Raw genomic sequence first — 23330 nt, 5'->3', positions numbered from 1 at the left:
TTCCCACTCTAACGCACTTGCTTGTTACTTGTCTTCCCTGTGAAAGAGTTTTTCTACCAGCACATAGAACATAGGCACGAAGAAAATCGCCAAGAAAGTAGCGGCGAACATACCACCCATAACCGCAATACCTATTGCATTTTGGCTCGCTGCGCCTGCTCCGCTAGCTAGTGCTAACGGCGTTACCCCCAAAATAAACGCCATTGACGTCATTAGAATTGGGCGGAAACGCTGAGAGGCTGCATTTGAAACCGCAGTCATTAAATCTTCGCCGTTTTCGTACTGCTCTTTTGCAAATTCGACAATAAGAATAGCGTTTTTCGCCGCCAAACCTACGGTAGTCAAAAACGCTACTTGCAGGTACACGTCGTTCGGCAAGTTGAAAATAAACGCAGCGGTTACCGAGCCAAGAATACCCAAAGGCACCACTAACATAACGGCGAATGGTACAGACCAGCTTTCGTACAGGGCCGCTAAGCACAAGAAAACAATCAAGATTGATAGTGCGTAAAGCATAGGCGCTTGCGAGCCTGCTTCCTGCTCTTCATAAGATAGGCCTGACCATTCAATTGCGAAGCCTGGCGGTAACTGCTCAACCAATTTCTGCATTTCAGCCATTGCTTCACCCGAAGAGATACCTTCAGCAGCACTTCCTTGAATATTGACAGACGACACGCCGTTAAAACGCTCTAACTTAGGTGAGCCATAAACCCATTCAGTGGTCGAGAACGTGTTAAACGCCACCATCTCACCTTCGCTGTTGCGAACAAACCACTTGTCCAAGTCTTCAGGGGTCATGCGATGAGGCAAATCTGCCTGCATGTAAACACGCTTAATTCGACCTTTATCAATGAAGTCATTTACGTAGCTGGACCCCCACGCTATTTGAAGCGCGTTATTGATCTCACTTAAATTCAATCCAAGTGCCGACGCTTTCTCGCTATCAATATTGATTTTAAATTGAGGTACGTCACTTAAACCATTGGGGCGAACGCCAGCCAGCTTTGGATTCTGCGCTGCCATGCCCAACAGCTGATTACGCGCATTCATCAGCGCTTCGTGACCATTTCCACCACGGTCGACCAGCTGCATATCAAAGCCCGTTGCATTACCTAGTTCCATGATAGGCGGAGGCACTATAGGAAAGGCTGAGGCATCTTGAATTTGGCTAAACGCGCCAAAAGCTCGGTTCATCACTGCAAACGCAGAATTATTTTCGTCTCTTACGCTCCAGTCGTTGAAGTTTAAGAAAGCCATACCCGCGTTTTGCGCCTGACCCGCAAAGCTAAAGCCCACAACCGCGAACATGCCGTTAACCGCGTCTTGTTCTTGTTCAAGAATATAGTCTTCCACTTGCTTGATAGACTCGAGCGTACGGCCAGCTGTTGCACCAGGCGGTGTGCTTACCAACACCATCATACGCCCTTGGTCTTCATCTGGAAGAAACGCGCCAGGAAGCTGGCTGAAAATAAATGCCATACCACCTACAAGCAAACCATAAACAACGAAATAGCGCTTAAAGCGTTGCGCCATATGAGTTGTAGTCTTTTGATAGCGATCGCGGCCTTTGTTAAACGTGCGGTTAAACCAGCCAAAGAAGCCTTTGTTCTTGTCATGGTTTTCCGGATGCTTTTTCAATAACGTGGCGCACAGAGACGGTGAAAGGATAATGGCGACCAATACCGAAAATGCCATAGCCGACACGATTGTAACCGAGAACTGACGATAAATAGCGCCTGCTGAGCCGCTGAAGAACGCCATTGGGATAAATACCGTTGAAAGCACGGCCGCAATACCAACAAGTGCACCTGTGATTTGAGTCATCGACTTTTTGGTGGCTTCGGCAGGTGAGAGGCCTTCCTCTTCCATAATACGTTCGACGTTTTCCACCACCACGATGGCGTCATCCACGAGCAGGCCGATAGCAAGTACCATAGCGAACATGGTTAGCACGTTAATACTAAAGCCAAATGCTAATAGCACAGCAAAGGTGCCGAGCAATACCACAGGTACCGCAATGGTAGGAATCAACGTTGCACGCCAATTTTGAAGGAACAGTAGCATCACCAAGAATACCAGTACTACCGCTTCGATAAGCGTGTGTACTACCGACTCGATAGAAAGCTCGATAAAAGGAGAACTATCAACGGGGTAAACCACTTTAACTGTATCAGGCAAGTTCGAGCGCAGTTCTTCAACACGGGCTTTTACTGCCTTAATGGTGTCTAGTGCGTTTGCGCCAGAAGCAAGGCTTATCGCCATACCTGATGCAGGCTTACGATTGTATCGAACAATAACGTCGTAGCTTTGCGCACCCAGTTCAACACGCGCAACGTCACGCACGCGAACCTGAGAACCATCGGTATTTACGCGAAGTACGATGTTTTCGAAATCTTCAACGGTTTGAAGGCGACTTTGCGCTTGAATTGTCGCGTTAATTTGCTGATTTTCTATTGCAGGCATACCACCTAGTTGACCAGCAGACACATCAGTATTTTGTACCTGAACAGCACCTTGAACGTCAGTAGGTGTAAGATTGTAGCTGTACAGTTTATCTGGATCTAACCATATACGCATTGAACGCTGCGCACCGAATACCCGTACATTTCCCACTCCATTAACACGGGAAATCGGGTCGCGAAATTGAGAAACTAAAAGGTCGCTCAGGTCATATTGCGTCATTGAGTCGTCTTCAGAATAGAAGCCAACTGCCAATGCAAATGCGCTATTTGCTTTAGTTACGGTTACCCCTTGTTGCTGTACCTGAGTAGGCAACAGCGGCAGTGCACCCTGTACCTTATTCTGAGTTTGTACTTGCGCAATATCAGGGTCAGCACCTGGCTCAAAAGTGAGCGTAATAGACATGCTGCTGTTCGAACTGCTTGCCGAGAAATAACGTAGGTTATCAATTCCCGTCAGGCTTTGTTCTATCACCTGAGTAACCGAGTTCTCTACGGTTTCTGCAGATGCTCCAGGATACGTTGCTGAGATAGTCACCGAGGGCGGTGCCACCTTGGGATATTGTTCAATGGGGAGTGAGGTAATTGCCAACACACCCGCCATCATTGTGATAATTGCCAGCACCCATGCAAACACGGGCCTGTCTATAAAGAAACGAGCCATATTACTTAAATCCCTTGTTTGCTATCGTGAGCCACGTGATGATGGTTGCCACTCTGACGGATTAACTTTCGCGCCAGGCTTCACCTTCTGATATCCAGTTACAATTACCTTTTCGCCTTCGCTCACACCGCTTAGGGCAACATATTGGTCTCGATAGATTTTGCCTATTTCCAAAGTACGGCCTTCAACTTCGTTGTTTTGGTTAACAACATAAACTGAAAGCGAACCGTCTGGTTGGCGTGTCGTTGCGCGTTGAGGAACAAGCAGCGCATTTTCGCGTCCAGTAATGACGTGGCCTTTCACAAACAAGCCAGGCAGCAATACACCATCTGGATTTGGCATTTCAGCACGAAGTGTTACCGACCCAGTGGTCTCATCAACCGTTACCTCAGAAAATTTAACGCTGCCTGTTTGGTCGTAACGCTTGCCTGTTACTTCATCTACCGTTAATTCAACATCCATCGAACCTTGGTTTCTCATTGACTGACGAAGCGTAATAATTGACGCACCTGACTCCTGCATATCAATGAAAACTGGGTCAAGCTGTGTAATGGTTGCAAGTTGCTGAGATTGGTTCGTAGTAACAAGGGTACCTTCAGTAACAAAAGAGCGGCTAATACGCCCGCTGATTGGGGCGTACACTTTGGTGTAACCCATGTTAACCTTCGCTACGTCAACAGCAGCCTCAGCTACGCTGATTGCCGCTTGCGCTTGATCTTTCTGAGCAATTACGTCGTCATATTCTTGTTTGCTTACCGCGTTTTGCGCAACAAGGTCGTCATAGCGTCGCGCCTTTGCTTCCAACGTTTTAAGGTTCGCTTGAACACTTTTCAAATCGGCTTTTGCGCTATTTAACTGTGCTAGATAACGGGCTTCGTCAATTTGATAAAGCTGCTGTCCTTTTTCTACATGTGCGCCTTCTTCAAACAAGCGCTCCGTAATAACACCATCTACCTGAGGACGCACCTGAGATTGACGAGACGGGCTTACTCGGCCCGGTAACACCATTTCATGTACTACAGGTTCTTGTTTCAGTGTAACTACCGATACTGAGGGTGCAGGCATACCTTGCTGAGCACCTTGCTGTGCTTGCTCGCCTTCATTCGAACACCCAATAACGCCGACAAGGGTTATTAATGCTGCAGTAACATAAAAAATGCGACTCATAAATTTTCTATTTCCCAATAACTTTTTGTACAGAACACGGCCTTTGCTCTGCATATCCAATATTAAAATTAAAGCTTATTGCTTCCGGTGCACCGAATTATCTAGCGCATTTCAAAGCCTGAAACTGCGATAATTGGTTTTGAAGTGGCATAGTTAAGCGATCATTGATACGGATCTACGCTCTTATAGGTCATATTGTGCGCATTTATAGATGATAATAAAAGTCAATGAAGTTGAAATTACTGAAGTTGTCGGTCAAATACCTGAGCGTGTATACGTTATACGAATAAAGCGAAATCAAAGCGCACTTAACGTTCTATTTTAACGAATAATAACCCAGCAATAACTGGTAGGCGTGAATGACGTCTTGGGCTTCCTGTTGCGTTCCTCCCTTATCAGGGTGAACCAACTGCAGGGCTTTTTTATATACTCGTTTTAGTACCGACAAAGAAACATGTTCATCTTGGGGCAGGCCCAGAAGCGCGTGGGCATCAGCAATATCTTCCTGCTCAAAGGTGTGCGCGTTTCCTGAGGCCATGCGATGCCAAAACGCATTGAGCAGTGCATCTACACTTTTTCTGTCGGCCTTCTCAAAATTGCCCCAGTCCAAGTAGTATTCAGCTAAGGCATCAGCTTCGGTTATTGCTCCAACCTTATCCTGACTTTCTTTATCTTTATAATTGTCGCCGTGGGTACTATTTTTGTCGCTGTGGGCACTTTCTTGGTTTAGCTTAATATTAAGAGTATGAATGTCTAGCACGCCTTCGCCCTGCTCTATCCAACGACGTTTAAGTTGATAAAGGGCGTGAAACACAATGAAATGGGTTTTAAAGAGCATTAAAGGCTCTCGTAACGAAGCGTCATCAAAAAATTGATATGGCGCTTTTTTCAGAATTTCAATGAGCTCATACTCGCTTACACCACGTTGAAAAAGCGGCTTTTGTGTCGATAACGTATCAACAAGTAGTTCGGCTTGAAGCACGTAAACTTCGCTGGCATCAGGCTGATTTTGCAAAACCAATTACCTTGCTTTAAATAGGGTTCATCCAGGGCTCGCTGGTCATTGATGTACGTTAAAGACCAGCAGGCCCTAGTGTACAAACATGTTAAATATTGGCCTAGTACCGACTTTATTGCTAGGAAGTAATCCAAAACGCAACGTTCACGGTTAAAGTAGCTTAGTAAAAATAAAATAATAACTTTGGAGCCCACTTGAAAGCACTCATTGCCCTCACCAGCATTGTCGGGTTTCTTATGTTGTTCTACCCGGCCCCCTTTACCAGTATGCCGGTGAGCATGATGAGCAAAGCCAGCGCAGTTCCTCCAATCCATAACATTACTACCGATGTCACTAATCCGCCGGAATTCGTTGCAATTACACCGCTATGCGAAGGTGCGCCTAACTCCATCGCTTATGAAGGCGGTGAAGTCACTAAGCTAACGGGCTTTTTTGTAATTGGACCTAACTTTAGTGGGCCAACTTTAAGACAACGACTCCTGCAACAATAAGTGCTACGCCGAAATATCGTGCCAATGACGAGGGGTCGCCATAAAACATAACACCCACTAAAAATGTTCCCGCGGCGCCTATTCCTGTCCACACAGCGTACGCCGTTCCAATTGGAATTTGTTTTTGCGCCATCCATAAACAAAAACCACTGGCAGCCATAAACCCAACCGCAAGTAAAATACCCATTACGCGGGTTTCCGCCTCTTGTGACATTTTTAGCCCAACAGGCCAACCAATTTCCAGAAGGCCCGCCACAATCAAATAAATCCAGCTCACCAGTCTATCCCTCTCTTCGCGCTCATCGTCAACTATCACAGATGCGTAGCGTACCGTCTTAAATCATAAAGCGTACTCGACGCGTCGTAATATTTTGCTATTTAGCGCTTTTGCCTTACAAACTCGCCAACTGAATACTTACCATACCTAATACCGCAGCATTAAGACGGTTAAACCAACGCCAGAAATTAGGGCGCTGCATATGGTGCGCAAAACGTGCGGTTAAGGTACTCAAACCTACGAACCAAACTACAGATGCACCAATAGCTCCCCCCACAAACCACCATTTATTTTCTTGCCACTGACTAGCTAAGTTTCCCATCAATAATAAAGTGTCTAAATAAAAGTGGGGATTTAACCAAGTTACTGCCAAGGCTATGAGCAGTGCTTTTTTGAACGACAGTTGCTTTTTCGCCATTTCTAAAACAAGCGCGTCGTTGGCCAAAGATGATTTTATTTTGTTAAAAGCAATCCACAATAAGAACGCAACACCAGCCCATTTGGTGATAGACACCAGCATTGGGTATTCATGCAACAGCAAGCCAAAGCCCATCGCACCTAAGCTTATTGAGATAGCATCGCTTAGGATAAACAGCAGGACAAATAAGGTTGTCCACTGTCGCTTCATCGATTGCTCAATCAAAAAACTGTTTTGTGCGCCTACTGCAATAATTAGGGTACCGCCCATCACGAAACCACTCGTTGCTGCCGCCAACATGATAAATGCCTCTTAGTGTAAATAAGTTCAAACGCCATAGCTGTAACGCGGTTTAAGGTTACATGCTGAATAATTGGCTTGATTTTATACACCTTGAAAGACTAAATTAAATTAATGATATTTGTTTTGAATAAGTCAAATTAATACTTATAACCTTCTTTTCACAGGTAGCCACTAATGTTGGATTACGACGCGCTTCGATGCTTTCATGAAGTGTTACGCTACGGCGGATTTGAAAAAGGTGCACAGGCCCTAAATCTCACCCAATCGGCGGTATCGCAAAAAATAAAACGGCTAGAGCAGAATGTGGGCGGCCCAGTGATGGTTCGCACCAAGCCACTTCGCGCTACGCCACTAGGAAAAGAGCTGCTGGCTCATATTCAAAAAGTAAGCGTATTAGAAGAAGCGCTGAATATACAAAGTGGATTAGAAGCGTCGGCTGCACCTATAAGCGTTGCCGTGAATAACGATGTCCTAGCCACCTGGTTCTCGCAAGTAATGGCCGCGTTTAGTGATAAGCGTGCCAACCCGATTCATATTGTTAATGCGGATCAAACTCAAACCCGAGATATATTGCAGCAAGGCCGTGTTATGGCTTGTATCAGCCAAACAGGTACACCCGTTACCGGTGGGCAATCTATAAGACTGGGGACTATGCGCTATCAACTTTATGCATCGCCTCGCTTCATTGAGCGATACCTGCATAAAGAAATATCACCCCAGAGCGTGATGAGTACACCGGGCTTGCTGTACGACGAATACGATGTGACTTTGCTGACTGATTATCAACGAGAGTGTTTGAACATAGCCCCCTCTTTTACAACTTGTCATTGGTATCCATCGTCCCATGGCTTTGTCAAAATGGCGCTTGATGGCGTGGTGTGGGCTTTGCTACCCACGCTTCAAGTTGAACAAGAGGTTAACGAAGGCGATCTCGTTCCGTTATTCCCTCAAAAAGAGCTTGGTGTACCGCTATTTTGGCATTGGACAACCCTTGAATCGGCAGCGCTTGCCGACTTGACCAAGGCCGTAAAGAATATAGCGAAAGCGCAGCTTAAATGACCCTAACACACTGCGTGTGTGATACGTTGCCGCAAGGTTAATTAAGAAGACGCCAATTGAGCCGTTTTATGCTTCTCCTTAACGCTGTACATCAGTTTATCTGCTTTATTTAACAGAGTGGTGAGATCTTTGCAGCGTTCATTTGTGATGTATGTGCCTACGCTTGCCGTAACAGAAATAACAACGTTATCGGTTCTAATATCCCTTTCCAGAAGACTGGCTTCTATGCGCGCAGCCAAGCGCTCAGATTGTCCTTCACTGTAACAGTGGCTTAGCACCACAAATTCATCGCCGCCAAGGCGCCCTACTGCATCTTGGTCTCGGCATCGGCTCAGCAGAATTTTAGCAATAACCTGCAGCACTTTATCGCCGCAATGGTGCCCGTAATGATCATTAATCTCCTTGAAGTTATCAACGTCGATAAATAGCAAGGTCAAATATCCTCCTTCCTTGTTGAAGTTAGTAAGCAGACTTTGTGCTATTCCTTCCCATCCACTGCGGTTTAGCACTTTACACAGGGAATCTGTAGACGCACGTTTGAATGCACTAAGCCTGTCGTCATCGAGCTTTTTTACTTTTCTCGACGTGGCAATAGCAAAAATAAACGCTTCAATAGTTATTCCCACAATAAGTCCGTAGCGGTACATAAACGCTGACACGTCTGAAAAAACCAATCGAAACATCATGGAAAACACCATGACAGCAATACCCATTAATACTAAGTTTGAGCAATGTACTTTGCGGTAGGCGGCGTAAACACAGCTTGATAGCGTACAGGTCATTGTTATCAGCGTGATAAGACTTAGCGTACTATTTACTCTCATCGCATCAGAAGTGGACAGAATGATCTGCACAAATGAAAGTGCCAGTGCCGAACACGCCATTCCCAGAATAAACTGGCGCTGCCATACTTTTAGCAGTGCTTTGAAATCGAGTAGTTGATCAAGAAACTTTACCGCAGCAAATACCGTGATCCCTGCGAATAACAGATGCAGTTTAAAGTTCGAGAAAAAGGCGACATGGGGAAACGCAATGTTCAGTAACCCTTCTTGAAGCAAAAAGAAAATTGCCGCACTGAGCACATAGAAACTGTAGGAGTAAAAGCCGTAGTTGCGCATACTTGTTCCCAGCATTCCAACGTACAAGGTTAACGCTAAGCAAAAGCCGATGAACAAGCTCAATGTGAAGGTATGTATTGACGCCAACGTCTGAAAATCATTTAACGTAGCGATATTTAGCCTGACAGGTCGCTCTACCTGAGAGTTAATATCCAAAAATAGACGCTTATGGGTATTATCTATTGCATAGGACTCAAATGCGCCGGTTAACTTGGGGACTTTTTGCATCTCGCTGTCATACAGCTGATTATAAGAAAGGTAGTTTCTTGGGAAATAGAGAACGTGAGTCGCGTTGACATCGCAGCTTAACGAAAGTCGCTGTGCACCTTCTTTAAGTACGATAGACAGAGCACTATCGGTATCAGTATCAGAAGTACCATTTTCAGCATTAATGACGCACGCTGCATTGGCAAACGTGCCGAACGTCAGCAAAATCAACCCAAACAACAAGCGAACAAAATTACGCGACACTCCACATGTCATAGATTTGCTTCCTACTGGTACCGCAGCTAAATCCGTGTAGCAAAAATATCCCTGTACGGCTATTACACAAAGATGAGTTATGAGTATTTATATTCTGGTATAAAAACTCACACCCATTAAGCTTAGTTTAAAAATGTGAGAACGCTGAAAAATATCCTGCGGAATGACAAGAAATGTATATTTTTCCTATGCGGAGTTAGCTGCTAGCGCCGTCGAAGGAAAAATCAATACCACTAACACCATTTAATTTGGGCTTTGCGAACAAGAACCCCTGAAATCTTTGTACACCCGCATGCTGCAACCACAGCCACTCATCAATCGTTTCGACGCCTTCTACCACCAAGGGAATTCCCATAGAGTTGGCAAACTCGAGTACAGCCTCGGTTATTGCTTGTCGATGCCCGCTTTCGTGAATGCCTGTCGTTATTTTTCTATCTAATTTAATTTTGTCTGGTGTGAAGTCTGCGAGTAACGATAACCCTGCGTACCCTGCGCCGAAGTCATCTATAGCGACTCTCATGCCTCGTGAACGGATCTGCTCTATTGCTTGGTAAAATGTGTCACTTTCGCTGATTATTTCTGTTTCGGTAACTTCAATAACAAGCTGCTGTGGTTTCAATTTATTGCGTTTAACCAATTCGTGAAGGTAGTCTGCGACGTTGACGGTGGAGGTAATCGCTCTGGGGCATAAATTGATGGATAAAGACTGGTCTGAAGATAGCAACGCAGCGCCTTGCTTAATTGCTATAGCTTTGCTTTTCAGGTCAAAATCGTACTTTTCCGGCCCAACCAGCTCCTCCAAAATAGTCTCAGGGTATCTCCCATCGTTACTTCTGATTAGGGCTTCAATTGAAGAGACACGAGCTCTGTAGGTATCCACAATAGGCTGAAAGGCAAACTGAATGTCAGAGTTTTCGAAGGGTTTAACTGCTTTCTCTGACGTCGCAACGTTAGCTCTTACGTCTTTGCGCGCGTTATCACTTAAACAAGTTCGCCATTTCCCAGAAGCAAAGCTGTGGAGACGCGCAAATATCCGGCTTTCCCGGCTAATATTAATGTCCGAAGGTAACCAATAGCAGCGGCTTCCTTCTGCGACAGAAAGCGTTCTTAAATGCCAATCTCCAAAATCGCGTTTGTGAATGACCATTTCGGTCACTTTCATAATGTTGCTGTGACGACTGTCTGTTTTTATATGTTCGAAAAGCCCGTTTACCTTCTCACAATCTCCTTCAAGCACTTGAAAGAAGTATTCCCCATCAAACAAAAGAATACCTGTAATGTGGTTTTTCGCATTAAATGGCAGTGAATCGTTTGTTATTTTAAGAAGTTCATTTTCATCAATTTTTACCATCGACTGACTTCTGTAAACTAACTGCTTAAGCACGGGTTGCCTCTTGTTAAACTTTGTTTTCATCCCTGCTTCGAACTAGCTGCAACCTCTTTTTACAGCTTTTTTATCATAGTGTGGGGCAAAGTATAGTCTTAGAAACGAGAATCTCGCAAAGTCGGTTTAGGTAACTTTGCTTAACTTAAATTAACGTCTTTCAATGGCGGGAATCTCAATATATGCATCGGGATCAGATTCTTTTAGCGCATTAAGTTTACGTTTTCTTGTCGCTCGCTCATCAATAGTTTCACCAAAAACCTGTACATGTAAGTCGGCAATCAGCGCCTTGCCCTGTTCATTGGTAATTATCCCTAGAAGCTCGCCAGCGTGCATAAACCCTTGTACTCGATATTTCTCAGCATCGACCTTTTTACCGTTTTTGCTGGCTGTATAAAGCGCGATAAGCTGTTCGGAACAAGCATCTAAAAAACGTACCTTCTGTTTCTCATCAATCATTATCTTATTCTTTCCTTCGGTGGCTTGTATTCAGACACCTTAGCGAGATTTTGATGTTATGGGTAGATGTAAGCTTAACTATGCGCCTAACGCCGACTAAGTTAGGCCTATCGATTACTTCAACTAAAGTTCATTGGTGAAATAGCCGTTTGATGCCTACGCTCTCATTAGTGCTAGAAAGAAACTTTCTAGGTAGTCACCGTTAAATTTATGTGAGCATCACTATGCGAGTTCAAATAGCGTTAGGCTTGGTTGCTGCCTTGGTATTTGCCCCCGTTGTTGTTGCAAAGGGAAATGCTCATCATTGGGAAACGTCACCCCATCATCTATCTGCATTGGTAGGTACCACTTACACAAAAGAGTGCGGAAACGCATTTACAATAGGTGTCGATTACGAATACCGTGTGAGCGACTTTTTAGGCGTAGGCTTTGTGGCTGAATACGCGTTTGAAGACTTAGACGCTTATACCTACTTGCTTGTTGCTGACCTGCACATTACCAATAATTTTATTGCACAAATAGGCCCTGGCGTTGAGTTCCACGGCAGCCATAAAATGGAGGTAGCCCGGTTAGGCTTTTTGTATGAGTTTGAAGTATCGGGGGTTACCATATCGCCGCAGCTTCATTACGACTATCATCGAAATCATAAAAGTGCAGTGGTTGCTGGTCTGGCAATTGGTATGTCGTTTTGATTACAGCGCAATTCTGCGCCGTTTTTAGCTTTTTATTTGACGAAGGCTTTTAATCTAACGTTAATCTTCTAGAAAGTTCTTTTTAAGTAAGTCTGTTTAGTCTTATCTGTGTTCAATTATCAGACTGAGAGACTACGATGAAAAACTTAGCTTTAGCACTAACCGCCCTTCCCTTTATTGCTTCAGCATCCAATGCAGTTGCATTTGAAAAAGGCGACATTCTCGTCCGAGGTGGCTTTGCCACGGTTGCACCTGATGAATCGTCTTCAAACATTAACGTGGGTGACGACTTGGGCTTTGGCCTGAACATTGATAACAACACGCAATTGGGCCTCACCGCGGCCTATTTCATCACGGATAGAGTTAACGTAGAAGTATTAGCCGCAACACCGTTCACACATGACGTTAATTTCGCTATCGATAACCCATTAGGAACAGGTAACCAGCTAGGCGAAGTAACCCACCTTCCGCCCACAGTGACGGTTGACTATTACTTTAACGATCCATCAAGTGCTTTTCAGCCCTATGTGGGTGCGGGCCTAAACTATACGTTTATTTATGACGAGCAATTTACGGGAGCTAATGAAGAGGCAGGGCTTAGTGACTTATCTTTAGATAACTCGTTTGGCTTAGCCGCACAAGTGGGAATAGACTATCAGTTAAGCGAAAGATGGTTTTTGAATGCCGCCGTTCGTTGGATAGACATAGACACAGAAGCAAGCTTTAACCTAGGTGATACCCGGGGCTCAGTGAGCGCTATTGAAATTGACCCCTTTGTCTATGCTATTTCGCTAGGTTACCGGTTTTAGGTAACCGTTTAATTCTTTGCTTTCCGCAAAGTGTACGACAATTTGGAGCGTGGTGAGGTTCTTGAGCTGAAGTAATTATAACGAAGACAGATGAAATTAGAGCGAAGACGAACTAACTTATATCAATACCATACAAATCCATACAATGTTGAATATTAATGGATTATGTCTTTGTCTTCGTTTTTTAATCCGCTATGTTGCTCTCTCTTCTGTTATTTAGTCCAGTTTTCGTTGGATTACTCTTCAACAGTAACAAGTTTTGAAATGTTATAGCGATCTAGGTCGTCTCTAATTTCGGTAGTAATATCGAGGTATAGAGTAGGGCTCTTTATAAAATCTTCCCACTTAATGGACTGAATGTATGAGTGTCTACCTGTATAGACTGTTCCACCAACATGTTCATCACACTCTTGTAAATCTGGATATTTTTTATTAAACATATTCCTTCTTTATGCGCCATGACGGCCAAAATCGCGGTTGACGGTCTTTTTCCCCCTGAACGTGCCCGTTATCGCACTTTTCGCAAACTCACCGACCACCCTCTGGCGCTGCCCCAAGAAACGCAATGGATGCCTCAGCGCTGGGATAGCGCATTCGTGATAAGCTCCAAGTCTAAGGTGGAGCACACTTGCTTAAACCGTGAAGCGCTCCTTTCCCACAACGGGCCTATGCCAAACGATAATGGAGCTTGAGTAGCATGACAATCCTGGGAGCCCAGGCGCGGCTGGCGCAAATCGTCGAAGCGCTGGCGCGATTGGAAGAACAAAAAACGGCGTTGCTTAATGAACGTAGTGCGCTTTTGCAACAAAGTATGGCGCATCAAGCACAGTACTTCAGTCAATCTGAGACACCCGAGGCCAAGGTTGCCCTGTTTAAGCAATACTTTCGAGGACGCGAAGATGTCTACCCCTTCCGCTGGGAGTCTAAGCAAGGCAAAGCCGGATACAGCCCTTCCTGTGCCAATGAATGGCAAGCTGGGATCTGCAACAAGCCCAAAACGGCATGTTCAGAATGTGCCCACCAAGCCTTCCATCGCTTTGATGACAGTGCCATTAATGCCCATCTTCGAGGGCAACGCACGATTGGGATCTACCCGTTAACGGCGCAAAATGAATGTTACCTGTTAGCGTTTGACTTCGATAAAACGGACTGGTTTGAGGCAATATCGGCACTGCGAAACGTGTGTGAGTCACTGTCTATTGGCTACTTAGTTGAGCGTTCCCGTAGTGGACAAGGCGGTCATTTATGGCTCTTTTTTGAAAAAGCGACAGACGCAAAATCCTCACGCCAATTGGGCACAGCGTTGCTCAATCTGACCATGGACACATACCCGGCCCTTAACTTTGACTGTTTTGACCGCATGTTTCCCAACCAAGATGTCTTACCCAGCGGCGGGATGGGGAACCTCATTGCATTACCGTTACAAAAGCAGCCTCGCTTGTCGGGAAACGCCTGCTTTATTGATACTGACGGGGGTGTTGTCGAAGATCAATGGCAAGCACTGGCGGCGACGGGCAAACTATCACCTGACACTATACGGCAACTACTCGAGCGTCTCGCCGATTATGTGGACGTGGAACCGCAAGTCGCCGAGTTAAAACCCTGGGAAAAATCGACGACCCTTAATACGCCCAAAATTGACGACTGCCCCGCGACAATCGACATCGTCGTGGCTGACAAGCTGTATATTGCTATTGCGGTTTTACCCAACAAACTGGTCGCAACGTTAAAGAAGTTAGCGGTGTTTGCCAATCCTGAATTTTTTAAACGCCAGGCGATGCGATTTTCAACGATTGGCGTACCTCGCTATCTGTGTGCGGCGCACATTGAATCGGGCTATCTGCACCTGCCCAGAGGACTAAAAGGACAAGTTGAAGCGTTACTGGAACAACAGGCTTGTACTATCCGATATCAGGATAAACGCTATGCTGGTCAGCGACTCCCGGCCCTGCGTTTTGAGGGCACGCTTCGCAGCCAGCAAGCGAAAGCGCTAAAAGCCTTACTGGAGAATGAACATGGACTGGTCATTGCGAATACGGGGTTTGGTAAGACCGTTGTTGCACTGGCATTAATCGCCAAACGCGCAGTCAATACATTGGTATTAGTGCACAATAAGGCGCTGGCGGAACAATGGATTGAGCGATGCAAGATATTCCTCAAAGACGCTGAGATGGGATCTCTCCTGGGCGGGAAGGATAAATTAAACGGACGGATCGACGTCGCGACGTATCAAAGCCTGATCAGTAGAAATGGCATTGATATTCATGACAAAGTAGATAGTTATGGGCAAATTATTGTCGATGAATGCCATCACATTCCGGCCTCAAACTATGAAACGTTGTTAAAGAACGTCGCGCCTCAATTCTTGGTTGGCTTTACCGCGACGCCCAAAAGACAAGATGGGTTGGAAAAGCTAATGTATTTTCAACTTGGTGCGGTGTTATTTGAGTCTAAACCAGCGTCGTTAACATTCAGTCAAACGGCCTATTGCTGCGACACCCAAATCGCTTTTCCAGCGACTTGGGTGGATGGTTCGGAGCCGGTAAAAATCACCCAACTGTATCAATACCTGCAAGATAATGCGTCTCGAAATCAGCTCATCACGCGCAGCATTGCCCAGGCAATAGAAGCCAAGCGTCAATGTCTGGTGCTCAGTGAACGTAAAGAACATATTGCAATACTCAGCGAGCAATTAAATACACAAGGCATCAATACCATTGAGCTGCATGGTGGTGTGAGTACTAAGATCCGTAAACAGCGGATTGAACTGATTCAGAGGGATTACCTGAAAGGACTGTCATCATTGCGACGGGTAAATATGTGGGGGAAGGCTTTGACCTGCCTTATCTGGATACCTTGTTTTTGGCCCTCCCAATTTCCTGGAAAGGGATTGTTGCCCAGTACGCTGGCCGTATTCAGCGTCACCACCCAAATAAAACAGAGGTCACGGTGCACGATTATGTTGATGACTTTCCCATGTTACAACGAATGTGGAAAAAGCGTGCCAATGGATATAAGGCCGTTGGGTACAGTGTCAAAAAGATCGGTAGCGGCACAACTAACAAGCTTCTTTGACCCAGAATGCTAATCCATGTTTATCTAACTGGCTGCATAATTCGAAGTGTACCCCGTGGTATTTTTAATTCTTTTCTCGTTGATACCTACGATACATTACCCCTAATCATGAGCCGTTAATCGGCTCGCCAAAATCGCCAGAGCGGCTTGTTGATTGAGATGCTGTGACGGCAATACCACGGAGCGGACAATTAAACCGGTAGGCACATGCAGAACTTCTACCCCGACATGGGTGGCAGCCAAGCGGGTGGTCGGCGATGGGATGATCGTAAAGACCAAATCAGCGGCAAACGACGACGGCATCGGCATGTCCTTACTTTCGCATGCGCTCGACCGTCAGGCCGTGGGCCTGGGCGAATGCTAGGACTTTGCCTTCAGTCGCGACCACATCATGCTGATAGCGACAGCAGAAAGCGATCCAACGTTGTTCCGGTTTGAAGACTGCTCGCACATCATTCAAGCCATGATCAATGCCATATTGAGTGGTATCGATGGGCACGGCCTCATGGGCGTGAAAGTGTTCCTGCGCAAACTGGGTCAGCAGAGGGCGAGGCTCCGTGTCTGCACCCACCTTCCATACAAAATTGCAATACACTGTCATGGTGTCTCCTTTATGCTGGGTCGAGGGAAACATCACTGACCCGGATACGTTGCACGGTCACGTGTGCCGCACGCCACTTTGCCAGTTCGCTGTCCAATAACACCCGTTGTAATGAGCGCACGCAGCCCTCTTTGAGTGGATGCAGTATCGAGATCTCCCCATTTGAGGCCGTCCAATGATAGCTACCTTCTTTCGTATGGATAGGTACAGCACCTTGTATTGCGCAGTGAACGCTAATCGAATTGTCATTGAAGAGCGTGACTAGACAAACCTGGGGAGCGGCGTTGTTAGCGGTTAGTGTGTAAAGTAGCCAACCATCGGGGTAAGTGAGCACGTCATGCTATCGTGTCAGTGGTATCTCTCTTTACGCTAGTATAAGGTAAGGATTAGATCAATAGTCTCTTATAAACAATGAGTTAGTATCACTTTGATACTAACTCCCGCACGGACTGTGGTCTGCGGCTATGTGCTTGTTATTACGCTAGAACTTAACATGGACTCGGATAAACGGCTGGTCAATAGGCCCATTTGAAGGCCACGACTGACGCGTTAAAAGAGGAGAGGGAAGGAGGAGCCACAAGATCGTGGTGTGATTGGGACAGTGTTGTGTTTGCAGGTGCGACCGTTGTATCAGAATGAATTTTTTGTGCTGAATAGGGATTACTGTTTTGCTTTAATATACATGAGGTTATGTTTGAAATTTTCGTTGTGTTGTGAGTTAATACTTTGAAGATAATAGATGAATGTGGTTGACGGGCGGCATGCATATCACTACTATTATAAGCAACACGCCCGCCAAGCCTCTTAACAATGCTCAAATTGTGCGGGCTTTTTTATGCCTGAATTTTACGTCATGGAAGATAAGGCATAATGAATCAATTCAACAAACCCGCGGTTAGTATTACAGAACAAATCGGCATTCTTCAGCACCGCGGTCTAACCATTCAAAATCCAGAACGTGCGGAAAGATATTTAGAAGTAATAAGCTATTTTCGCCTTAGCGCATATATGCGCCCATTCCAAAAGAATATAAACGAACAAGTTGTAGATCATCAATTCAAAGATGGAACTGAATTTAAACAAATAGTGGACTTGTACGCTTTTGATAGAGAATTGCGGCTGCTCATTATGGACGCTATTGAGAGAGTAGAAGTTGCAATCCGAGCTACCTTGAATAACGTTATGGCTAACAAGCATCAAACTGATGATATATGTAGTGGCTCCCACTGGTACTTGAATGAATCATTATTTAAATCCTCATACCAGCACAAACGACTGTTGAAAGAAATCGAAGATAAGCAATCAAAAGAATCCAACGATCTTCAGAGAGATGTAAAAAAGATTGAACGAACTTCCGTTTCTGCCGAAGTTAAAGATCGGCGGATTGAAAGAAGAGTCCGAGAGAATTATGCCCGCTTCTACCAACATACATATGATTCTCCTAAGTTAATGCCAGGTTGGGCGATGGTGGAAGAATTAACTCTTGGGAGTATATCTCACCTATATCGAGGGCTAGCAAAAGATAATGACCGTAAAGATATCGCTAGAAGATTTGACTTACCTCAAGAGGTTCTTGAAAGTTGGTTGCATACGCTAAACTTTGTGAGGAATTGTTGCGCACATCATAGTCGACTTTGGAATCGAGAATTGTCTGTTCAGCCTAAGATTCCAAATGGTGATAATTGGCAGTTGCCAGACAGACTTGAGCCCAGCCAAGTTCAGCCTAAGCGTCGTATTTATATGGTGTTACTTATGTTAGGTCACCTAATGAGGCAGGTTAGTCCAGATAGTCAATGGCATAATAAAGTAAAAGCGCTAGTTACACTTCATCCCGAAGTGCCAAAATTTCCTATGGGCTTTCCAGATGATTGGCTCAACCACGAATTCTTCAGTAGTTAAGTATCGCGAGACATCAAAAACATCTCGATGAAATACGGGTTTTGCAAAGTCCATGTGAGATTCAGTAAAATTATTCATACTAGAATGTCTTCGTTTTAATTTGATATTTATAGAAATCGAATGGGTTTTATTCAGAGGTCTATAAGGCTACTTTGTCTTCGTTTTAGTTAAGCCGGTTCATTCTAAACCACTTGCCCTGCTGCCCAACCACTGCTCCATGCCCACTGGAAATTAAAGCCACCGAGCCAACCGGTAACGTCAACCACTTCGCCAATGAAGTACAGACCTTCTACGTTTTTCGCCATCATGGTTTTTGATGATAGGTCATTGGTATCAACACCGCCTATAGTAACTTCGGCGGTGCGATATCCTTCTGTGCCGTTTGGCTTTATTTGCCAATTCTCTAGGGTGTCAGCAATGGCGTCACACTCGCCGTGAGTCAGCTGTTTCACCGGCACGTTACGCCAACTATGATACTCAATAAGGCTCTGCACCATACGCTTTGGAAATACTTTATTTAAACAGGTAGCAAGCAATGCGTCTGGCGTCTCTGTGCGTGCAGTTTGTAGAAGCGCCGTAGCATCGTCGTTAGGTAGCATGTTGATACTTAAGCTGTCACCCGCTTCCCAATAGCTGGAAATTTGGAGCATGGCAGGGCCGCTTAACCCTCGGTGGGTAAACAACATTGCCTCTTTAAACGTAGTGTCGTTGCAGCTGGCATATACATCAACTGCGATACCGCTAAGCTCTGCCAGTGTGTCTTTATCTTTATCGTGCAAGGTAAAAGGAACAAGTGCTGCGCGAGTAGGTAATACGTTAAGACCAAATTGCTGCGCTATTTTATAGCCAAATGGCGTGGCTCCTAGCTTTGGCATGCTTAAACCGCCGGTAGCAATTACAAGGGATTCACATTCATACTCGCCATTCGAGGTTGTAAGTGAGTACCCACTTTCAGTTTTTTCGACACCTAGAATGTCGCAACGAGTAGTAATCGTCACATCCGCTTTGTTGCACTCATTTAGCAGTAAATCGACGATCTCTTTGGCGCTATCATCACAAAACAGTTGGCCCAAGGTTTTTTCATGGTAGGCAATGCCATACTCGGCAACCAAGCCAATAAAGTCCCATTGGGTATAGCGACTTAGTGCCGACTTACAAAAGTGAGGGTTTTGCGAAAGAAAGTTTTCAGGGCCTGCATACATGTTAGTGAAGTTACAGCGGCCACCGCCGGACATCAGGATTTTTCGGCCCACTTTTTTGGCGTGATCAAGCACTTCTACGCTGCGTCCGCGCGCGCCGGCCTGCGCCGCACAAAAGAGCCCTGCAGCTCCTGCACCAATAACAATTACATCGCGCTTGATCACAATTAACCTCTAGGAAAAACGGCCAATGGATGTGTGGTTATTAGCTGTACGAAGGCGCGAGTACCGGGCTTTATAGCATTTTCGTGGCTTACTCGTACTTTAAGCTCGTCGCCGGAATCTAAGACAACCGCGTAAAGCCGACTTTCGCCTTCGTAGCGTACCCATTCAACCGTACAGTTAGTTTCACTAAGTGTAGCATCTAAGCTTAAATCGTCAGGGCGTACCAACAAGTCTACGTTGCCGCTTGCACCTTGAAGCGGCGTGCCTGGCACATTACCAATATCGGTAACCACTGTTTTGTCTGTATTTGCTGCGCTGCTATCAAACGACGCACTTAAGAAGCTCGCCTCGCCCATAAAACGCGCCACAAAACGGCTGGCAGGAGAAGAGTAACAGGCTTCAGGTGTGTCTAATTGCTCTAGTACGCCTTTATTTAGAATGCCTACTCTATCGCCTACGCTGAGCGCCTCTTCCTGATCGTGCGTTACCCAAATAGCAGGCACACCTGCTTTTTTTAAGGCATCGCGAATTTCCCAGCGCAAGCTGTCTTTTAGCGCAGCATCAAGGTTTGAAAGGGGTTCGTCTAGCAATACAAAACAAGGCTCGTGAGCTAGCGTTCTTGCTAGCGCAACGCGCTGCTTTTGACCGCCAGAAAGACGTGCAGGTTTTGCATCGCGGAAGTTATCTAAACCTAATAATTGAAGCCAATGATCGGCAAGCTTAGTGTCTTTTAAACGAAAGCAAACGTTCTGCTGAACGGTAAGATGAGGAAACAACGCAAAGTCTTGAAACACCATACCCACGTTACGCTTTTCAGGCGGAACATGTTTGTTTGCTGTACTTTCCCATTCACCTAGGCTCATAGCCCCTTCTGAAATAGGAATAAGCCCAGCCAACGCTTGCAAAATGGTGGTTTTACCGCAGCCGGTTGGCCCCACCAGCATCAGGATTTCGTCTTGTCCAAGCTCAAGATTTAACTTGTCGACAACGCGGGTAGACCCATAATTCACAGACAAATTATTTACACTAAGCATTACGAACGATCATCCTCGGTAACGGTAAACTGGGCTTTTCTTTCGCCCGACAGCATGAGAATTAATCCCACACCTGATAATAAAACAAGTAAAAGCCCCGGCACGGCTGCGCGGCCAAAGTAACCCGCTTCGTAAACACGCCACATATAGGTAGCTAAGGTTTCAAATCCTGTAGGTCCTAACATAAGCGTTGCAGGTAGTTCGCGCATGGCTTCTAAGAACACAAGCGCTGCGCCCGCTATCATACCACGAAGGGTTAACGGCAGCGTAATTCGCATAAATGCCTCACGCGGGCTAGCGCCTAGCACACGAGCGGCTTTTACCAGACCTGAATCAATATTCTCAGCCGTACTTCTTACACTTCCCACAGCAAGTGGGATAAAGCGCAGTACATAAGCCATTACAAGCAGACTTAACGTTTGATAGAGCGCGGGCAACTGCAGGCCAACATAAACAAGGGCCGTCCCCATTACGATACCCGGAACCCCAAAGCCAAAATAAGTAATGCGCTCCATAAAGCGTCCAGCTTTTCCGGCAATAGCGGCATGAGCCACCGGAATGGCGAGTAATACAGCAACAATCGCTGCAATAAATGACGCATGAGCTGAGTTCCACGCATAGCTAAATTCAAAACCGCCGGCGCCTTCTCGCACTAACCACAGCGTAAAAATAGCAAGGGGAAGCACAATAGCCATAAATACCACCGGCATAGTAGCCAGCAACATTAGGTTTCGCTGCCAGCGAGCAGGAAACAACGATAAATGCTTACCTGGGCGCTCTTGAGCGCCACTAATACGACTTTCTATAAATAGAATAAGCCCAACAATAACCATAAGCTGAAGGCTCAGCATAGCGGCTTGACTAAGACCGAAGGCGTTATACTCAACAAAGATAACACGGGTAAAAGTGTCAAAACCCATTATTGCAGGCGTACCAAAATCGGATAACGCATAAAGTGCAGCAAGGAGTGCCCCTGCGGCAACGCTATTCACAACACGCGGTAAAACCACTCGCCATAAGCTTGCGCCTAAGGTTAACCCTAACGTACGCGCCGCGTTAACTAAGCTTGCATCTAAACTCAGTAAGCTTGAACGGGTTGTCATCATGACAAATGGATAAGTATAAAGGCTCATGACCAGCGCAGAGCCCCAAAGGCCGCTGATAGGTGGCGTGCTAATTCCCAGTACGTTTTCAATTTCGCCACCTGTGCCAAATGAAAAGTACATCGCAAATGCGCCAATGTAGCTTGGTAGTGCTAATGGCGCGGCAAGTAAAATGAGCCAAAACCGCTTAAATGGCATCTGCACATAAGCGGTTAAAAAGGCAAGCGGTACTCCGATAAGTACAGAGCCAATAATGGTAAGTACCACCAATGACACCGTGTTCGCTAGTACCCTTAGGTTATGGGTATCGAAAAGTTGCGCACTATCTTGAGCTAGAGAAAACAAAACGCCGACGGGCAATAAAGCCATCAGCGCGATAAGAAGTGCCAGTGGATACGACTTTGGCCAATTTGTCACAGTACGCCAACTTCCCTCATAAGATTAAGTGTAGGGCGTAAGTCAGCCAGTTTACGAAGGTCCATTTCAGGCGGTGACAGCGTGCTTAGGTCAGCTAAGCCTTGCGGCTGTTCAACCCCTTGAACCAGAGGTATTTCGTAGGCTTCGCGAGCAAGATAAGACTGAACTTCGTGCGAAAGCAGGTAACGAATAAAGTTAACCGGCAAGTCGCCGTCGCTCAATGTCACAATACCAGACGCATTTACTAGGCATCCTGCGTCGCTTTTACTGTACGCAAGCGCTACGTTTGCATTCGGCTTACCTGATTTAAGGCGAAGGGTGTAGTAGTGATTCGCAAAGCCAATATCGACTTCACCACGTTCAACGCCCATCACTACACCAAGTTCACCTGCGTACTTTTTCGAGTGCTTATTAATGCCTTTAAGCCATGTTTTAGTGGCTTTATCGCCCTCTAAAATGCGCATTGCAGTGACAAAAGACTGAAACGATGAGTAGGCTGGCGCCCAGCCAATTTTTAAATCGCTGTCGGCTAACGCCATAACGCTTTCAGGGATTTGCTCCGGTTTAACACGCTCAGTGTTATAAGGCAGTGTACGCACACGACCTGTTACCGGTGACCAGCTCGGGTACTGAAAATCTTCGCGCAGCTGCGCAGTAAGGTCGTCTGGCAACGGCTTGGCCGCACCAGCATCAGTAACCATGCCAATCGAGCCCGTGTCTACGGCCCAGAAAAGGTCGGCGCGTTTAACGCCTGCCTTAGTCTCAGCTACGATGGTGTTGGCTAATGCCGCAGAGCCGCCGCGTCTTATTTTAAGATTAAGCTTTGGGTTGCGCTTTTCGATGGCCTTAAGAACATTCTCGTACAAGCCACCTTCACCACGACCTAAGTAAAGTGTAAGATCACCTTCTAATTTAGGCAGTGACTCAACTGACACACTGCCTGTTTGTGTCATAGCGTGAGCAAAACTAAACGGCAAACCAGATAATGCACCGGCCGCTGCTAAGCCTTGTAAGAATGTTCTACGTTGCATACACC

19 protein-coding genes and 1 pseudogene are annotated in these 23330 nt (G+C 45.8%); 6 read left to right on the top strand and 14 right to left on the bottom strand.

The window, feature by feature from the left end:
* Positions 1-24: 24 nt before the first annotated feature.
* From MHM99_RS07805 to MHM99_RS07795, 3 genes are all read right to left on the bottom strand, one after another.
* Positions 25-3123 (bottom strand): efflux RND transporter permease subunit, encoded by a 3099-nt coding sequence (locus tag MHM99_RS07805; RefSeq protein ID WP_239218818.1) that lies wholly within the window; start codon positions 3121-3123, stop codon positions 25-27.
* A 21-nt stretch (positions 3124-3144) separates the two neighbouring features.
* A complete protein-coding gene (locus tag MHM99_RS07800) occupies positions 3145-4290 on the bottom strand; it encodes an efflux RND transporter periplasmic adaptor subunit (protein WP_014947826.1) in 1146 nt (381 codons plus the stop codon).
* A gap of 316 nt (positions 4291-4606) precedes the next feature.
* Positions 4607-5305, bottom strand: coding sequence for a DNA-J related domain-containing protein (locus MHM99_RS07795; RefSeq protein WP_239218816.1), 699 nt, complete (start codon positions 5303-5305; stop codon positions 4607-4609).
* Positions 5306-5502: 197 nt separating this feature from the next.
* Here MHM99_RS07795 and MHM99_RS07790 point away from each other — a divergent pair.
* Positions 5503-5727: pseudogene (locus MHM99_RS07790) on the top strand (DUF1499 domain-containing protein); the annotation flags it as partial.
* Positions 5728-5758: 31 nt separating this feature from the next.
* Here MHM99_RS07790 and MHM99_RS07785 read toward each other — a convergent pair.
* Together MHM99_RS07785 and MHM99_RS07780 are read right to left on the bottom strand one after the other, a co-directional pair.
* A complete protein-coding gene (locus MHM99_RS07785; protein ID WP_014947823.1) occupies positions 5759-6076 on the bottom strand; it encodes a multidrug efflux SMR transporter in 318 nt (105 codons plus the stop codon).
* Between the two features lie 115 nt (positions 6077-6191).
* Positions 6192-6794: a LysE family transporter gene (locus MHM99_RS07780; RefSeq protein ID WP_239218814.1), complete on the bottom strand. Its 603-nt coding sequence runs from the start codon at positions 6792-6794 to the stop codon at positions 6192-6194.
* Between the two features lie 177 nt (positions 6795-6971).
* On the opposite strand from MHM99_RS07780, the gene MHM99_RS07775 reads away from it, so the two are divergent.
* Positions 6972-7856 (top strand): ArgP/LysG family DNA-binding transcriptional regulator, encoded by an 885-nt coding sequence (locus MHM99_RS07775; RefSeq protein WP_187446599.1) that lies wholly within the window; start codon positions 6972-6974, stop codon positions 7854-7856.
* A gap of 41 nt (positions 7857-7897) precedes the next feature.
* On the opposite strand, the gene MHM99_RS07770 is transcribed toward MHM99_RS07775, so the two are convergent.
* The 3 genes from MHM99_RS07770 to MHM99_RS07760 form a co-directional block, all read right to left on the bottom strand.
* Entirely contained in the window at positions 7898-9457 is a 1560-nt protein-coding gene (locus MHM99_RS07770) for a diguanylate cyclase (protein ID WP_168462697.1), read from the bottom strand.
* A gap of 196 nt (positions 9458-9653) precedes the next feature.
* On the bottom strand, positions 9654-10841 hold the full coding sequence (locus MHM99_RS07765; protein ID WP_239218812.1) for a diguanylate phosphodiesterase: 1188 nt from the start codon (positions 10839-10841) through the stop codon (positions 9654-9656).
* A gap of 150 nt (positions 10842-10991) precedes the next feature.
* A complete protein-coding gene (locus MHM99_RS07760; RefSeq protein ID WP_061093934.1) occupies positions 10992-11300 on the bottom strand; it encodes a hypothetical protein in 309 nt (102 codons plus the stop codon).
* Between the two features lie 224 nt (positions 11301-11524).
* Here MHM99_RS07760 and MHM99_RS07755 point away from each other — a divergent pair, with 224 nt between their 5' ends.
* The 3 genes from MHM99_RS07755 to MHM99_RS07745 all read left to right on the top strand — a co-directional run bounded on the left by MHM99_RS07755 (position 11525) and on the right by MHM99_RS07745 (position 15889).
* Positions 11525-11992 (top strand): hypothetical protein, encoded by a 468-nt coding sequence (locus tag MHM99_RS07755; RefSeq protein WP_168462695.1) that lies wholly within the window; start codon positions 11525-11527, stop codon positions 11990-11992.
* Between the two features lie 137 nt (positions 11993-12129).
* Positions 12130-12801 carry an OmpW family outer membrane protein gene (locus MHM99_RS07750; protein ID WP_239218810.1) on the top strand — a complete coding sequence of 224 codons (672 nt, stop codon included), beginning with the start codon at positions 12130-12132 and terminating at the stop codon, positions 12799-12801.
* 697 nt (positions 12802-13498) lie between these two features.
* On the top strand, positions 13499-15889 hold the full coding sequence (locus MHM99_RS07745; RefSeq protein ID WP_049587117.1) for a DEAD/DEAH box helicase family protein: 2391 nt from the start codon (positions 13499-13501) through the stop codon (positions 15887-15889).
* An 89-nt stretch (positions 15890-15978) separates the two neighbouring features.
* On the opposite strand, the gene MHM99_RS07740 is transcribed toward MHM99_RS07745, so the two are convergent.
* Positions 15979-16179 (bottom strand): hypothetical protein, encoded by a 201-nt coding sequence (locus MHM99_RS07740; protein ID WP_152910877.1) that lies wholly within the window; start codon positions 16177-16179, stop codon positions 15979-15981.
* A 10-nt stretch (positions 16180-16189) separates the two neighbouring features.
* Positions 16190-16477: a hypothetical protein gene (locus MHM99_RS07735; RefSeq protein WP_049587119.1), complete on the bottom strand. Its 288-nt coding sequence runs from the start codon at positions 16475-16477 to the stop codon at positions 16190-16192.
* An 870-nt stretch (positions 16478-17347) separates the two neighbouring features.
* Here MHM99_RS07735 and MHM99_RS07730 point away from each other — a divergent pair.
* Entirely contained in the window at positions 17348-18376 is a 1029-nt protein-coding gene (locus tag MHM99_RS07730; RefSeq protein ID WP_049587122.1) for an Abi family protein, read from the top strand.
* A 182-nt stretch (positions 18377-18558) separates the two neighbouring features.
* On the opposite strand, the gene MHM99_RS07725 is transcribed toward MHM99_RS07730, so the two are convergent.
* Genes MHM99_RS07725 through MHM99_RS07710 form a run of 4 tightly spaced genes read right to left on the bottom strand, consistent with a single transcriptional unit; the run spans position 18559 to position 23325 of the window.
* Entirely contained in the window at positions 18559-19740 is a 1182-nt protein-coding gene (locus tag MHM99_RS07725) for an NAD(P)/FAD-dependent oxidoreductase (protein ID WP_061093925.1), read from the bottom strand.
* A gap of 2 nt (positions 19741-19742) precedes the next feature.
* Complete coding sequence (locus tag MHM99_RS07720; protein ID WP_168462692.1) at positions 19743-20774, bottom strand: ABC transporter ATP-binding protein; 1032 nt, start codon at positions 20772-20774, stop codon at positions 19743-19745.
* Entirely contained in the window at positions 20774-22294 is a 1521-nt protein-coding gene (locus tag MHM99_RS07715) for an iron ABC transporter permease (RefSeq protein ID WP_014975321.1), read from the bottom strand. Before MHM99_RS07715 ends, MHM99_RS07720 begins: the two co-directional genes overlap by 1 nt.
* Complete coding sequence (locus tag MHM99_RS07710; RefSeq protein ID WP_168462691.1) at positions 22291-23325, bottom strand: extracellular solute-binding protein; 1035 nt, start codon at positions 23323-23325, stop codon at positions 22291-22293. The genes MHM99_RS07715 and MHM99_RS07710 overlap by 4 nt, the downstream gene beginning before the upstream one ends.
* Positions 23326-23330: the final 5 nt, after the last annotated feature.

This window comes from Alteromonas sp. MmMcT2-2 (genome assembly GCF_022348305.1).
GTDB classification, from domain to species: Bacteria; Pseudomonadota; Gammaproteobacteria; order Enterobacterales; family Alteromonadaceae; genus Alteromonas; species Alteromonas macleodii.
The sequence above is the reverse complement of the archived record's forward strand: the minus strand, read 5'-3'. Positions and strand labels throughout refer to the sequence as shown.